The 15327-nt window shown below is 44.0% G+C and carries 12 protein-coding genes; 6 read left to right on the forward strand and 6 right to left on the reverse strand.

Going from position 1 to position 15327, the window contains the following annotated elements; translation table 11 throughout:
* Positions 1-36: 36 nt before the first annotated feature.
* The 3 genes from NI470_RS07510 (at position 37) to NI470_RS07515 (ending at position 1906) form a co-directional block, all read left to right on the forward strand.
* A complete protein-coding gene (locus tag NI470_RS07510; protein WP_253144269.1) occupies positions 37-318 on the forward strand; it encodes a hypothetical protein in 282 nt (93 codons plus the stop codon).
* Between the two features lie 34 nt (positions 319-352).
* Positions 353-481, forward strand: a complete 129-nt coding sequence (locus tag NI470_RS15775) for a hypothetical protein (RefSeq protein ID WP_005106195.1) — start codon at positions 353-355, stop codon at positions 479-481.
* A gap of 141 nt (positions 482-622) precedes the next feature.
* Positions 623-1906 carry a ribonucleotide-diphosphate reductase subunit beta gene (locus NI470_RS07515; protein ID WP_064096468.1) on the forward strand — a complete coding sequence of 428 codons (1284 nt, stop codon included), beginning with the start codon at positions 623-625 and terminating at the stop codon, positions 1904-1906.
* A 100-nt stretch (positions 1907-2006) separates the two neighbouring features.
* Here the strand turns inward: NI470_RS07515 and NI470_RS07520 are convergent, their stop codons facing one another.
* From NI470_RS07520 to NI470_RS07530, 3 genes are all read right to left on the reverse strand, one after another.
* The gene (locus NI470_RS07520) at positions 2007-4178 is read right to left on the reverse strand and encodes a TonB-dependent receptor (RefSeq protein ID WP_253148101.1); all 2172 of its coding nucleotides are present in this window, start codon (positions 4176-4178) and stop codon (positions 2007-2009) included.
* Positions 4179-4570: 392 nt separating this feature from the next.
* Entirely contained in the window at positions 4571-6973 is a 2403-nt protein-coding gene (locus NI470_RS07525; protein WP_004732084.1) for a glucose/quinate/shikimate family membrane-bound PQQ-dependent dehydrogenase, read from the reverse strand.
* 170 nt (positions 6974-7143) lie between these two features.
* On the reverse strand, positions 7144-8385 hold the full coding sequence (locus NI470_RS07530; protein WP_253148100.1) for a carbohydrate porin: 1242 nt from the start codon (positions 8383-8385) through the stop codon (positions 7144-7146).
* 482 nt (positions 8386-8867) lie between these two features.
* Here NI470_RS07530 and NI470_RS07535 point away from each other — a divergent pair, with 482 nt between their 5' ends.
* Both NI470_RS07535 and NI470_RS07540 read left to right on the forward strand, forming a co-directional pair.
* Positions 8868-9476 carry a DUF805 domain-containing protein gene (locus NI470_RS07535; protein ID WP_253148099.1) on the forward strand — a complete coding sequence of 203 codons (609 nt, stop codon included), beginning with the start codon at positions 8868-8870 and terminating at the stop codon, positions 9474-9476.
* Positions 9477-9500: 24 nt separating this feature from the next.
* Complete coding sequence (locus tag NI470_RS07540; protein WP_338149782.1) at positions 9501-10016, forward strand: hypothetical protein; 516 nt, start codon at positions 9501-9503, stop codon at positions 10014-10016.
* Positions 10017-10165: 149 nt separating this feature from the next.
* On the opposite strand, the gene NI470_RS07545 is transcribed toward NI470_RS07540, so the two are convergent.
* Complete coding sequence (locus NI470_RS07545; RefSeq protein ID WP_253148097.1) at positions 10166-10813, reverse strand: HAD-IA family hydrolase; 648 nt, start codon at positions 10811-10813, stop codon at positions 10166-10168.
* A gap of 98 nt (positions 10814-10911) precedes the next feature.
* Between NI470_RS07545 and NI470_RS07550 the strand changes: the two genes are divergently transcribed.
* Positions 10912-11679: a hydroxymethylpyrimidine/phosphomethylpyrimidine kinase gene (locus tag NI470_RS07550; RefSeq protein ID WP_035341206.1), complete on the forward strand. Its 768-nt coding sequence runs from the start codon at positions 10912-10914 to the stop codon at positions 11677-11679.
* A gap of 78 nt (positions 11680-11757) precedes the next feature.
* Here NI470_RS07550 and NI470_RS07555 read toward each other — a convergent pair whose 3' ends face one another.
* Both NI470_RS07555 and NI470_RS07560 read right to left on the reverse strand, forming a co-directional pair.
* The gene (locus NI470_RS07555; RefSeq protein ID WP_253148096.1) at positions 11758-12816 is read right to left on the reverse strand and encodes a DUF1176 domain-containing protein; all 1059 of its coding nucleotides are present in this window, start codon (positions 12814-12816) and stop codon (positions 11758-11760) included.
* A 3-nt stretch (positions 12817-12819) separates the two neighbouring features.
* Positions 12820-15258 carry an AI-2E family transporter gene (locus NI470_RS07560; protein WP_253148095.1) on the reverse strand — a complete coding sequence of 813 codons (2439 nt, stop codon included), beginning with the start codon at positions 15256-15258 and terminating at the stop codon, positions 12820-12822.
* Between the last annotated feature and the right edge of the window lie 69 nt (positions 15259-15327).

Genomic DNA, 15327 nt, shown 5'->3' on the forward strand with positions numbered 1-15327 from the left:
GCTACGTATAGCGTAATTTTTCTGAAAGGAAGAATTATGAAAAAAAGAAAAGATATCTTTGGTCGAAAAATTGATTTAACCAGAGAAGAGCGTAAGTCTCTTCAAAGATTTGTAAGTGTAGCGATTACGGCTATTTGGTTTTGGCGATTTAGAGATTTGCCAATCATCTATAGCTTGCTTAATTGTCTCACTTATATGTTCACAGAGTTTTTAAGACTTCTTAAAAAGAGTTGGGAATTATCTATAGTGCTAGCTATACCTTATTTTGCAGCAAAGTTCGCACTATATTTTATTCATTTGAGTCAGCCTATCATTTGATAGGCTGACTATAAAAATAAAGGAAATCACCATCATGCCTCCAATGACTCATAACTACATGTTAGGACTTGCGGCATTGCTGATTTCCTTTGGTATTACCTTTTATTTACCCATTGCTTACTTCTGGTTCAAAGTTCGCCAGCAGCGTAAGCAAAATAAGTAGTGGGGATTATTGCTCCTGTATAAAACTAGAGCATTCATCAACAAAACTTAATTTTGCTTACACAAATTAAGCGTATAGTAAGACATCTCAGCCAAGCTGAATGTCTCATAAAAGATATAAAGCAACGTAGAGAGAATTGATATGTCTATCCTAAGTTGGGACGATTTCGAAGATGATTCGCAAAAACCGGCTGCACCTGAACAGCAGCCTGCGCCCGTCGAGCCGCAAAAAGCGACTAATTCACAGATGGTATCTGATGCAGGCAACGCATCGCCGGATGTGGCAGCTGCACAACCCCTTAGAGCCACTCAAAACCGAGGATCAAATCCAACCGATTCGCTGGCAAGAGCATCTGCTTCCCTAGATCAGCTTGATGTTGCTCCAGGCCTTGAAGAACTTGAAATGGGCGCACAACGTGTTCAGGTTGACGACAAGGCGATGATCAACTGTCGTGCAGACTTGAACCAGCTTGTTCCATTCAAATACGAATGGGCTTGGCAGAAGTATCTGGACGGATGTGCAAACCACTGGATGCCACAAGAAGTGAACATGAACCACGACATCGCGTTGTGGAAGTCTGAAAATGGCTTGACTGAAGATGAACGTACCATTGTGATGCGTTCACTTGGTTTCTTCTCGACTGCCGATTCACTGGTTGCAAACAATCTGGTACTGGCGATTTACCGTCATATTACCAACCCTGAATGCCGTCAGTACATCTTGCGTCAAGCGTTTGAAGAAGCGATTCACACACACGCTTACCAGTACTGTATCGAGTCGCTAGGTATGGATGAAGGCGAAGTCTTCAACATGTACCGTGAAGTACCGTCAGTTGCACGTAAAGCTGCGTGGGGCCTGAAATATACTCAGTCTTTAAGTGATCCTACATTCAAAACCGGCACACCTGAAAATGACCAGATCCTGCTTCGCAACCTGATCGCGTTCTACTGTGTTCTTGAAGGTATTTTCTTCTACTGTGGTTTCAGCCAGATCCTGTCTATGGGCCGTCGTAACAAGATGAATGGTGTTGCCGAGCAGTTCCAGTACATCCTGCGTGACGAGTCGATGCACCTGAACTTTGGTATCGACATGATCAACCAGATCAAGATCGAAAACCCAGGTTTATGGACCACTGAATTCCAGGAAGAAATCATCCAGATGATTCTTGAAGGTACGATGCTGGAAATCGAATACGCACGTGACACCATGCCACGCGGTGTACTTGGCATGAACGCTGGCATGATGGAAGAATACCTGAAGTTTATTGCGAACCGTCGTCTGGCACAGTTGGGCTTGCCTGAACAGTTTGCTGGCGTGAATAACCCATTCCAGTGGATGTCAGAGATGATGGACTTACGTAAAGAGAAGAATTTCTTCGAGACGCGCGTAACAGACTATCAGACTGGCGGTGCGTTAAGCTGGTAAGGTTTTTTACCGTCACGCGACACATAAGTTGTCATTTATGACTTATAGTTTGTCATAAAAAAACCGCCAATACTGGCGGTTTTTTTACATCACATAACAATTAAAACTCTTTTGTCACACTCAAACCAGCGCTCCAGTTCCGCCCTTCTGCCGGCTCAAAGAAACGGTTATTGCTTTCATTGACAATCACCGAACCAGAATAATCTTTATCAAACAGGTTATCGACACGCGCAAAAGTATTCACCGCCCAATCCTGCATTTTCCAGTGATAACCCACATTGGCGCCAGCAACCGTGTAGCTTGGCGCAGCATCTGAGTTTTTATCATCGACATAGATTTTGTCGCTATAACGAATATCCACACCCGCACGCAAACCCTGTTCAGGTTTCCAACCCAAGCTTAAGAATGCCTGATTCTTGGCAATACCGGGAATATAATTACCTTCTTGAATAGGTGTTGCACCTTCAACATTAGCACTATCTTTATCAAAAGTCGCATCAAGGTAGCTATAGCTTGCTTGAGCTGTTAAATCACGCCAAAGGTTTTTATTCCAAGAAAGTTCAACGCCTTGTCTCACAGTTTGATCTGCATTACGGAACGTTGATTTACCACCTTCATTTTTTAAAGGCACAATGTCATCTTCCGTCACTGTATAAAATACTGCTGCGGTAAATTGCCCTAAGGTGTTATCTGACTTTAAACCAATTTCATAGGTATCACTTGATGCTGCCTCTAGTGTAAATGGCGTAGTACTTTCAACAGCAGGATATGCCATTTCTGTAAATGTAGGAGTTTCAAAGCCTTGGGCATAGCTGGTATAGGCCATAAATTCAGGTAGAATTTGCCAACTTAGAGCCAGTGAAGGTAGTAATTTCTCATAAGTAGTTTTACCTGAGTTATTACCATTTCTATCGTCTTCCTCATCAGCATCAACGATATAGTGATCTTTGGTTTTGAAATGCACATTGCTATAACGTAGCCCTGCATCTAAAGTCCAATCGGGAGCAAAGTGATAAGAAGCTTGCAAATACGGATCTAAATTCCACAGGGTATTATCTTCATCTCGACGCAGTTCACCTTTAACCCCCAAGCGATCACCTAAAAAATTTTGATAGCCTTTACGATCTTCAGACATGGCATCAATGGCGACACCAGCAATCAGTTTAGTATTGGGCAGAATATCCTTACCTGTCCAGCGTAAATCTGTCCCATAAAAATTACGGTTAAAGTCAATTACACCACCCGGGTGGTTTGCTGCCTGCTGAATAGTCCTAGGAATACAAATATTCGTATCTTTCACATATGCACACTTCGGAATAGACTGATATTGTGTAACTTCACGCTGTCCCCAATAGGCCATACCATACAGTTCATGCTGGTCATTGATCGGTTTATTCCAGGTTAGACCCGTTTGAACCTGTTCAATTTCTTTGCGCGCATTGAAATCTAATACATTTTTTACTACCTGTTTAGGATTGGCCTTCCACTGCTCTCGGGTTAAACCGCCCGGATCATCCGCTGCAATTTTGACATAGTTATTCATCCAGTTGATTTTAGAGCCATCTTCCAGATCCCAGGTCAGCTTGGCATTGCTCAGCACTTTATGCGCGCCGCTATGCTCCCGAAAACCGTCAGTATCAAAATAAGAGGAGCTAATGATATAAGCTGGTTCATCGGCATTTTCTGCACCGCCTTGCAAAACCAGCTTGGTCTGCCCTTTGTTCTGGCTCCCTGCAGAATGCCCCAGTTCAATCGAGTCAGCACCTTGCCCCTCTCGCGTGGTGGTTAAAATCGTCCCCCCGGAAGAGTTACCATACAGTGATGAAAATGCACCACCTAAAACCTCAATATGATCCAGACTGTTCAAATCAATATTCGAGGTTTGTCCCTGCCCATCCGGCATCGTTGCAGGGATTCCATCTACATATAAACGCACACCACGCACACCAAAACTGGAACGTGCCCCAAAGCCTCGCATCGAAATTTGTAGGTCTTGGGCATAGTTTTCACGATTGTTTAACTGTAATCCCGGAACACCTTTTAATGTTTCAGAAAGGTTCACATTCAGGCTGTTATCTTGTTTTTGATTCAGATAATACACTGACGCCGGTGTGGTCAATCGCTCCCGATCGGTACGGGTCGCTTGAATGAAAATCGTGTCTAACCTTTGGACTTCTTGTGTGTCATTTTCTGCATAAATGTTCTGACCTGCGCAAGCAATCAGGCAGGACAAGGTCGATCTCACGAATGGAAATTTCGGGCTTTGGTACATAAATGACAGGCCTTATTTGAAAGTGGTTTAATGCGGCAAATACCTTATCGAGATGGCGTACATCTCATGATTCAACTCATTTTGTTTTAAGCATCGATACCAAATAAGTATGCTAATTCGATGACATATAGTTCGCTCAATGAATAGGAATATTTTGAGCTTAAAAATTCTGTGTTCGATAAATTTAGACTTAATTAATCCTTTATCTGAATTTCGCTTAAAATCAGCCATATACAAAGCATATTATTTTAATGCGATCTGAATGAAATTGGGCTTTCAGCAACAAATCAACATCATTTCTCTGTGTCCTTAAAACTCGATGTAGGCATTCAACAATAGCGTATAAAAAAGCCTGACGAATCAGGCTCCTTCATACTTAATTAGAGGTTCAACTATTTATTGTCTGGCAAGGCATAAGCCACCAGAGAGTCGCCCATTTTGGTGCCAAAGGAACCATGACCACCTGCCATAATGACCACATACTGCTTGCCATTGGCTTCATAGGTCATTGGTGTAGCCTGACCACCTGCAGGTAGACGACCTTTCCATAGTTCATCACCGTTGTTCACGTTAATGGCACGGATGTAGTTATCTTGAGTTCCACCCACAAACATCACGTTGCCCGCAGTTGAAATAGGTCCACCCAGCATCGGCACACCCATTTTGAATGGCGGCAATGGAATGCCTGGCATACTGTCACGAATGGTACCGATACGGCGTTTCCAGGCCACTTCATGAGTATTTAAGTCCACACCTGCAACAAAGCCCCATGATGGCTGTTTACACGGCAGCCCAAACGGAGACAGGAACGCACTGATTTCAACGCCATAAGGCACACCATACATCGGTTGAACGCCGGCTTCTGTACCTGCACCTTTAGCCGTCTTAGGACGGTTCGGATCTTGAGGAATCAGTTTTGATACAAATGGCAGGCCAATCGGGTTGGTTAATGCAATTTGACGGTCCGGATTCACCGACATACCACCCCATTCAAACACACCCAAATTGCCCGGGAAGACCAGTGTCCCATTTTCAGAAGGTGGGGTATAAATGCCATCGTAATTCAGTTTATGGAATGCAACACGGCAGACCAACTGGTCAAACATGGTCGCACCCCACATCTGTTTATCGGTCAATTTATCTTGTGGCGCCAGGTTAAAATCAGAGAATGGTTGAGTCTTAGAATAGAACTCGCCTTTGGTTTGAGGTCCGCGTTTCACAGATTGTGGTACCGGTTTTTCGGTAATCGGCACAATGGCTTTACCATTACGGCGATCCAGCACAAAAGCATTCCCGGTTTTGGTCAAGACATAAATGGCTGGAACCATATTGCCATTTTTATCTTTAATCTCGGTCAATGTCGGCTGTGAAGGTACGTCCATATCCCACAAATCATGATGGGTAGTCTGGAAGTTCCATACCAGCTTACCGGTCGTTGCATTCAAGGCCAGCATCGAGTTGGCATAACGCTCGTCCAGTTCAGTCCGGTGACCACCGTAAATATCCGGGGTACCGACACCCGTTGGTACGTAGACGATATCCAGCTCTGCATCATAGGCCAAAGGTGCCCAAGCATTTGGAGAGTTATGTACAAATTTTTGACCCGGTGCAGGAATCAAATTCGGATCTTCAGCGCCTGTGTCAAATACCCAAAGCAGTTCACCGGTATTGACATCATAACCACGGATCACACCCGATGGTTCTTCAGTTGAATAGTTGTCGGTAGTTGAACCTGCAATAATAATGGTGGTGCCGGTGACTACAGGCGGTGAGGTTGGAATATAACCGCCTGGATATGGGAATGGCATATCTTTTTGCAGATCAACTTCGCCATTTTTACCAAAGTCAGAGCAGACTTTACCGGTGGTTGCATTTACCGCAACCAGACGCCCATCATTGACCGGTAAAATGACTTTTTGTGGACATTCAGCCGAGGTGGTTTTCTTAGCAGCAAGACTGCTTTCAAAACCAGCCGTATTGTTGACATCATAATAAGATACACCACGGCAGGTTAAATGCTGATAGGTATGATCAGCTTTCAGCTTTGGATCATAGGTCCATTTCGCCTTACCGGTTGCCGGATCAAGCGCAGTCAATTTCTGGTGAGTGGTACAGATGTACATGTTGTCACCCACCTTGATTGGGGTAACCTGATTGGTGGTTTCACCCGAGTCATTTTCAGTCTTGAATTCGCCCGTGTGATATTCCCAAGCCACCTGCAAATCTTTGACATTTTCAGTATTAATCTGCTTTAACGGTGAATACCGTAAACCGGACTGGGTACGACCATAAGCAGGCCAGTCTTCATCTGCCACACCGGGAATTGGCTGGTGAGTTGCAGGCTGCTGGGATTTTAATTCACCGCGAATTTCTTGCGGGTCATTAAATACAGCATAAATCATGACAGCGATGGTAATGGCTAATGAAGCACCCAAGGCAATTTTCGCGGTTTTAGCATGATCAAAGCCACGTGTGGTAGCCGGAATCAGCAGGGCCAGACCAAACAGCCCTAAAATATCTAAACGCGGCGCAAGTGCAAAGAAATCTGAACCGACTTCCCACAGCCCCCACACCACTGTCGCCAAAACGAATATGGCATAAACAAGGAGTGCAGCACTTTTTCGTTTATACAAGAGAACTGCGGTCGCAATAAAGAGAATACCTGCAATGATGTAGTACCAAGACCCACCCAGCACTGCAAGATAAATCCCTCCAATCAGCAGTCCTATACCGAAAACAGCGGCAATGACCGCTAAAATTGTTTTCAGTACTGAACCTGATGATGAAGTATTCATATTGAACACCTATAAAAGTTTTTTTGAAAGTCCATGCACATGACACGCATGAGCACCCTTATTGTTAAATTCTGAGTTATAAATACATCAATGTCTTAAGCAGGCATTGCCCATTACTGCAACAAAGCACCTAGAGATTCAATAGTGTATTTGCAACTAAAAACTATATTTTAAAATGACGTATTAAACTTGATTCCGCCCACCCAGACATTTTCACCATCTTTATATGCACCGACGTGACGCACATATTGCACATTCGGGCGAATGGTGAGCCAATTAGTGGCATGTAAGCCATAATAAATTTCTGCATCGATTTCTTGATCACGGTCAGCACTGACATCGTCATTCATGTTGATGCGTGCAATACCAAATGCGATTTCATCTTGAGGGCGTGAATCCATTGCACCCTTATAAACCAGCCCGATATTTTGCATATCACTGACATTATTGGTTTTGGAGTCATGCACTGTCGCATTCACAAAGCCGGTCAAACCACGCGAAGTATCTCCGTGATGTGCAGTCAATTGTTGCTTGGCAACAATCCAGCCCCCATGGTGATGATCGGTTTGATCTGGATTGGAAATGACTTCAGCCTCTGCTGTACTGTAGTAATAACCGGCACGGTATTCACCCGGTAGTTTCTGTTCACCCAGTTTAGGCGCCCAAACCACTTCTGCAGGAAGCATTGCCCCTTTAGAGCCGTCCGTACTCAGATTAAACCCTTTACCACGTTCCAGATTCTCAGGGTTGTATTCATAAACACCGACCTGGGCATAAAATTCAGGGTTAATGTTGTATTTGACTCGTGCAGCCCATTGGCTTACAGGCCAGTTGTACCACTGATCGCCAACCCAATTCCCGACTTGTGAACCGCATAGGGCCAGATTCTGGAAATCGCAGTCAAAACTGTTGAAGTCTTCACCTTCACCGAAGCGCCCGACTTTCACATCCAGTTTTTGTTCCAGGAATTTTTTCTTGATCCATAAATCAGTCAGACGCCAGGTTTGACCACGGCCCCAGACCTCTTGTACTGAACTCAAATGACCGTTTAAAGCAGCAGCGCTTTGAGACAGTGACTGACCGTTACGCTGGGTCACTGTTATTTGTGCTTCAGTGTCTTGCCAACCTGCAATTTTTGCCAGATCCAGATGTGCCCCAAAAACAAACTGGTCCGCATATTCAGTTCTATGGTTTGAAGATCTTTGCGCATCGATCAAGGTTGCCATTTCACCGGTATAACCAAAACTGAAATCATAGCCCTGGTTTTGGAGCGCTGTACGTTGCCCGTTCCAGTCACCGAGCATCCACGGACTTTCTGAACTGAAAGCAGCTTCAGCATGCACAGTGGTCGTGGTTAAGATGAAAGAGGCACAGCAAAGGTAAACGGCCTTCGATAATGAGGAGAGATACATTGAATGTGATACCTTCATCACAATATAAAGCTTTTTATTATACACTTGTTGATTTTAAAAAATTGTCACTAATAGATAAAAAGTATGAATATAATGTTATATTTATTAGTATTATTATATACTTTTTGTAAATTTAAAGATTATAAGTATTTGTTTATCATCATATTAAATTTAACAAAATCAAACCATAGTTCCAAAGAAAAATTTGATATTCATCAGATAGATTTAGCTTTAATTTCTTATAAAAGATTCAGAGATAAATCAGCTCCATTACTATTTAATTTTCTTCATTTCGAATCATGCAACGCCACATTTTTTGTTGATTGAATACTGAACCACTATTGCGATAAGGCTTTTAAAAACATGAGAAAATTTCCGCCATTCCACTATGAATTTTTAAAAATTAGATTATGCTAAAGTTATTCTGATAAGAAATTGCGTCGCTTTAAAACAATAATCTAGCTTAATAGACGAGAACAAGCATGAAAGGTTCAATCCTTGATTTTTCTATTCAACACAATACCGGTTTTATCTCAGGGGATGATAATCAGCGCTATAGCTTTAATGGCGCAGCCTGGCGTAGTGAGCGTCCACCTTCACGCGGCGATCGGGTCGATTTTATCGTCAATACCGCGGGTGAAGCATCTGAGGTTTATTTAACCTCAGGCAGTTCTATTTATCTGGGAGAAAAAATTTCCAGTCAGCTCGGCAAATATTCCAATCTGGATCAGGCCGAGGAAAACTACAGCAGCATTGACTGGTTTGTAAAATGTCTGACCAACTATGCAAACTTTTCCGGCCGTGCACGCCGTAAAGAATTTTGGTTCTTTATGCTGTTTTGTGTAATTTTAGGCATTATTGCTGAGGTCATAGATACAGTTTTAGGCACTAAACCGCTGGTGAATAGCCTGCTTAATCTGGCACTTCTAGTCCCAAGTCTGGCCGTTGGCGCGCGTCGCTTGCATGATGTAGGGCGCTCTGGTTGGTGGCAATTACTGGCGCTTACCGTGATTGGTATACTGGTACTGATCTGGTGGTGGGCAACTGAAACCAAGCAACAAAACAATGAATATGGTGCTCCTGCCAAATAACCGAACCTTACAAATCCCGTCTTGATGCGGGATTTGTTTATCGATTATTTAATGACTAAATATCAGCAAAATCAGACTTTATCCATGCTGCAAGATCAATTAGTGAAATTTCCAGATGCTGTATGGGTGCAAATCTATAAAGATAAAATGCAGCTGATGAATATAGATGGCACGATTACGCATACCCTGCTACCCGATGTGCCCTATGCCCATCCGCGGAGTATTATTGCCGACTTTGATGCAGCCGTGGTGACGCTGAAACAACTGTTACCTTCGTCGGTAATGAAGAAGTTATTTAGCTCTATAGCATTGCTGCAAATCATGGATCTGCCCGAAGACGGTTTAACCGAAGTTGAAAAGCGCGCATTACTCGAACTCGGTTATGAAAGTAGCGTGCAAAATGTCATCCTGTTTGACCATGCAGGAAATGCTCTGACCAAAGCCAGAGTTCCACCCCAACATCGAATGACGATCATCAACATTTTACTGGTGATCATCATTATGGTGGTGTTGGCGTCGACCTGGTTTTTGACGCTTTAAATGTTCGTCCAAGAGCAAAAATCCCGCATTAAGCGGGATTTTTATTGAGATAACAATCTAATAAGAGAATTGATCTGTATAGATGAACCAGTTTATAAACAAAAACATCTCTAAAAATCAGCTCAAATAAAATAAGCGAAAATTAGGGTTTATTTAAAATAATCTAGCAACTGATTAAAGCTGTCAATTTTATATTTTGGCTGTGCCAGTGCTAACTCTTCCTGACTGCCATAACCATAATTTACCGCAATAGTATCAATACCATTTTGACGGGCACCAAAAATGTCATGCTCACGGTCACCGACCATCATGCATTGATCCGCCTGTAATTTTTGCTGCTCTAAAATATACTGAATCAGCTCAGCTTTATTGGTTCGCTCGCCATTCAGCTCACTACCATAAATTTCGGTAAAATACTGGGCCAGATCAAAATGTTCCAGAATCTGTTTGGCATACACTGTCGGTTTTGCTGTAGTGACAAACAAGCGATAACCACGGCGTTTCAGTTCTGCCAGCGTTTCTGCTACACCCTCAAAAACATGATTTTCATAGAGACCCTTGACTGCAAAGCGCTCCCGATAACCCATCACGGCCTGTTCAGCCAGAACATGATCGGCCTCAACATTTAAAATTTTGGCAAGCGAGGCTTTTAAGGGCGGACCAATAATCCAGTCGATATTGATCTCGTCACTAATCGGATGACCGATCTTTTCCAGACCATAGCGTGCAGACGTCGTAATCCCCACTTTCGGATCGGTTAATGTCCCATCCAGATCAATTAAAATATTCTTAATCACCGCCCATCCCCTCTCATTAGTACCGATATAAATTAATATCGAGAGTTCATTCAAATTTGCCTATACTAATGCAATTTTAGTGAATGAAGGACATCATTTTGCGCCCTACCGTACTTTGCTTTTCCGGTTTAGACCCTTCAGGTGGAGCCGGCCTTCAAGCAGATATTGAAGCCATTGGTCAAAGTGGTGCACATGCGGCAATTGCCTGCACAGCCCTCACTATTCAAAATTCACAGCAGGTTTTTGGTTTCGAAGCCACTTCCAGAGAATTGCTGTTGGCACAGGCCAATGCGGTGGTCAATGACCTGCCCATTCGTTGCGTAAAATCTGGCATGTTAGGCACCACAGACAATATCGCAGCACTGGCCGAGTTTCTGGCTGCACATCCAGATTATCTGTATGTGCTGGATCCGGTTTTGGTCGCGAATAGTGGCGGTTCGCTGGGTAATCAAGAAACGCTGGTCAAAGCATTTACCCAGTTGATTCCATTGGCCACCATTTTAACGCCAAATACGGTTGAACTGCGTGCCCTGACGGGTGAGCAAGACCTCAAACTGGCCACTCAAAAATTATTTGAAATGGGTGCACAGGCAGTTTTGGTCAAAGGTGGCCATGAAGATACGCCAGATTACATTCAGAACAGCCTATATATCGCAGGTGAGCTGGTCAACGAAACTCGCTGTCCACGTCTGCCAGGTGAATATCATGGTTCAGGCTGTTCACTGGCCAGTTTCATTGCCGGACGTCTGGCCATGGGTGATCAGTTGAAAACTGCGGTACAGCATGCTGAAACCTGGTTATTTGGGGTATTAAAAAATGCTGAAATTCCTGTTCCAAATGGCCAGAGAATTCCAAAGCGTTTTTAAGATCACACTTCTTAAAATCAAAACTAAAAAAGCCTGAGTCATTCAGGCTTTTTTATCACTGATATTTTATAAACAATACTATTTGGCCTGATAAATGATTTTGCTTACATAGGTCGGTAAATTCCAAGCACCACCGGCGAAGCCTTTGCATTGTACGGTCAGACCACTGAAGCTTTTGACAAATTTCTTGCCATTCCAGGCCCATTCGTTCTGACTCAGACAATCGCCCAAACCACGCACTTTATGCCCGGAAAATATCTGGCCTTGGTTAAATGTTTCTCCCGAGGTCGTCACCAACTGTTTAAATTGCTTGTTTCGATCCATCAGCCAGAAGCCACTACCCATATTATAAGCCCCACGCCAGCATGGAATCTGAATCAGTTGATTCTGGGCATTAATGGGATAAATGGTCATAACATCATCATCCAGAAAACGCTGGCTAAACAGCAAATCACATTGATCTTCCTTGGTGGTGGCTTGCAGTTTTCGAATCATCTGCTGACTTGTTGCCGTATTCAGTTTTGCTTGAGTGACTTTGCCTGACTGATATTTTGGTATCTGAATTTTCGGTATCGCTGCAGCTTTGAGCACCGCCTGATTGGATTTTTTCCCCGGCCTGATCAAGGCTGAGGGCGTAGAAAGTCGACGCTGAAATTCATCCATCTTGAGTAAAACGGCACTGGCACCGGAAGTCGACAGGTTCCAGCGTGATTGCGCATTTTTAAAGACAACTGGAGCTGTTCCCTGTACAGCTTTCAGCAAGGCACGTGTTTGACTGCTATTGAGTTGCCCTATTCCCTCCCGATTCAGACCAATCACACCATAAGGTGTACTGGTAATTTGCAATTGAAGCTGTCGTGTAGGTGTGGCAGTAACTAAGGATAAAATCTGGACTTGGGCTTTGATAACACTGTTTACACCCGCCGCACGCTCTAATAGCACAGAAACCGGCTGATCGATATCTTGATCCGATTGATAACCGGCAGCACGGCAAGTGCCGGTATTATCACAGGCAATTTCCCAGTCTTTATGTGAAAAATGCAGGCCCTGAATGGCGGCCAGACTTAATGAGCTGATACTGGCTAGACTAAATATGATACTCATAATTTTGATGCTGTAGATCCATTTTTGTTTCATCATCTAGTCCTTATTTAAAATGCTTGCCGAGGTGGCTGGCTGCATCTGCTCAATCTGCTTCTGTTTATCTTTTTTCTTGCGCTCATTGCTCAAAGTCGCCATTAAATCCTGCGCCAAAGCCTTAAGTAAAATCATATCTTCGGCCTGCATCTGCCTCGGTTGTTTATCCAGCAGACACAGACTCCCAAGCGCAATTCCATTTTTATCTTTTAAGGGCACACCGGCATAGAAACGGATATGATGCTGTCTTAACTCTGAAAGATGTGGAAAGCGCGGATCACGCTGCAAGTCTTCTATCACCAGAGGCTCATTCTGATAGAGTAAATGGGTGCAGACTGAATCCTTGCACATTTGTCGGGTTGCAACAGGCTCTGACGTAAAAGGACTGATTGGAATATACATTTCATGCTGATTTAGCCAGGAAATTTGTGCGTAATCAACATCAAAAGCCTGACGGGCTTCTTCAATATATTGTTTATAAAGGATCTGATGACGGTGATCTAATAATCCCAATTCATTTAAAGCCTGCTGCCGTTCTTTTTCATTCTTGATCTCCAGATTCTCAAACCAGCTTTCGCCTTCATTCAAGGTATAAGTTTCGATAGTCAGAATCAGATCATCGACATTATTGATCAGTGCCTCCAGCTCAAAACGTTGTTGCAGTTCATCCAGAAGCTCCAGCTGCATCACGCTCCAAGTCGCAAAAATAATTTTCAGTTCAGGATATTGCTGCGCCAGTCTATATTTCAGCAACCGAATCTGTGCCGCAGGCGCATGATGAAAAATCGACACACATAAAATCTTGATCGAAGCTGGCAGTACAATACCCTTTCCTGATTCACTCGATTGAATCAGCACATCCGAATCATTTCGGGCAGCAATATTTTTGAGATTCAGCGCGTGTGCCACCATGGCAGAAATTTGGGTATCAATTTCCCAACGCGCACCGACACAATAAACTTCGGGCTGCTCGGTACTTAATTTACTCGGATAGGCTTTTTGAAACGCATGATTAAAGAACTGTAAGCCCTGATAAAGACGCAACCAGTGCTCGGCAGTAACATCAGTATCATGTCCTTGAGAATAAATCCGAATGGCTGGAATGGCCACTTCGCCATAGAACATTTGTACACGACGGGCCACCTCCTCTGCACTGGGCTTTTTCGGTAATTGCGCACAGATGTAATCATTGGCTACCTGCATTGCATCATTGACTTCATCAGCCACCAGTCGTTGATAAAAGCGTTCGGAGGGTGACAATACTGGCGTACTGCCAAGCAAAGTTTTAACAAAACCCAGTGCCGGCACGTAGTTGGACAAAACCAGCAGGCAGGCAGTCAAAGGCGTCGATAAGATCAACCCTACTGGTCCCCAAAGAGTGGTCCAGAACGTGGCCGCCAGAATAATTGCCAAAGTAGACAGACCGGTACTTTCCCCATAGAGCCAAGGTTCAATCACGTTATTGCTGATGAGTTCCAGCACCAGTATCAAGCCCACAGTCCAGAGCACCATGTCCCAGCCCGGATCAACGGCGAAAGCCAGTGTAATCGGGAAAATAGCTGAAACGATCGGGCCAACATAGGGTACAAAACGCATAACCACCGCGACCAGCCCCCACATGATCGCTGCCGGCACGCCAATCAATAACAGCCCAATCGCCATGGGAATACCATAAGTGACATTGACCAGCAGCTGCATGCGCAAATAGGTCCCGATACTTTTGCCGGCATCATCCAGCGCATCGGTGCCGATATTCAGATTACCGCCCAAGAGTTTCAGAAAGCGGTCATGCAGGTCTTTGCCATTGAATAAAATTAATACCATAAACAGAAACACAATCCCGATAATCGCCAGTGGATTCAGGATTTTATTCAGCCAGTCCAGCGCAGCCTCTTCACTCGTTGGTTCCAGGCCCACCACTTTGACATTCTGCACATTCGGGTCTTCTGTTTCCTGTTCGGGTGTGTCTATCGAATTTTCTACTGTGTCAAAGGTCTGGATCGCACCGTCCCACATACTCGGTCCCTGACGATAGTTTTCGAGCATTTTCAGTTTTTGCTGGATGGTGTCCTGATATTGCGGCAGTTCCTGACTTAGCTTGCCAAGTTGCACCCCCAGATAAGTTGCAGTGCCACCCAGAAATGACAAGGTCAGGCACATGACCAGGCCAATCGCCGCCCATTGGGGACAGCCCCAGCGCTTTAAACGGGAAACCAGAGGAGAAAGTAAAAATGCCAGCAGAATGGCCAAAGCCAGCGGAATAAAAATATCACGGCCAAAATACAATGCCGTCATGACGACAGCAGCAATTACAAAGCCTGCCATCATTCTGAGTGCATGTTGGGTGCGCTGCCGCTCGGACTGATCCGGCATCAATACTTCAGTCTGTTGTTGCAGGTTGGCCTGTCTTGGTTTTACTTGACTGTTCTTGTTGTTATCCACCTGAAAAGTCCTAAAATATTATTCCTTCAACATAATTTAGGACTTTCTATATTTTTGTTACAAAGGTAT

Source organism: Acinetobacter lwoffii, from assembly GCF_024129115.1.
In the GTDB taxonomy this organism is placed as follows: Bacteria; Pseudomonadota; Gammaproteobacteria; order Pseudomonadales; family Moraxellaceae; genus Acinetobacter; species Acinetobacter lwoffii_T.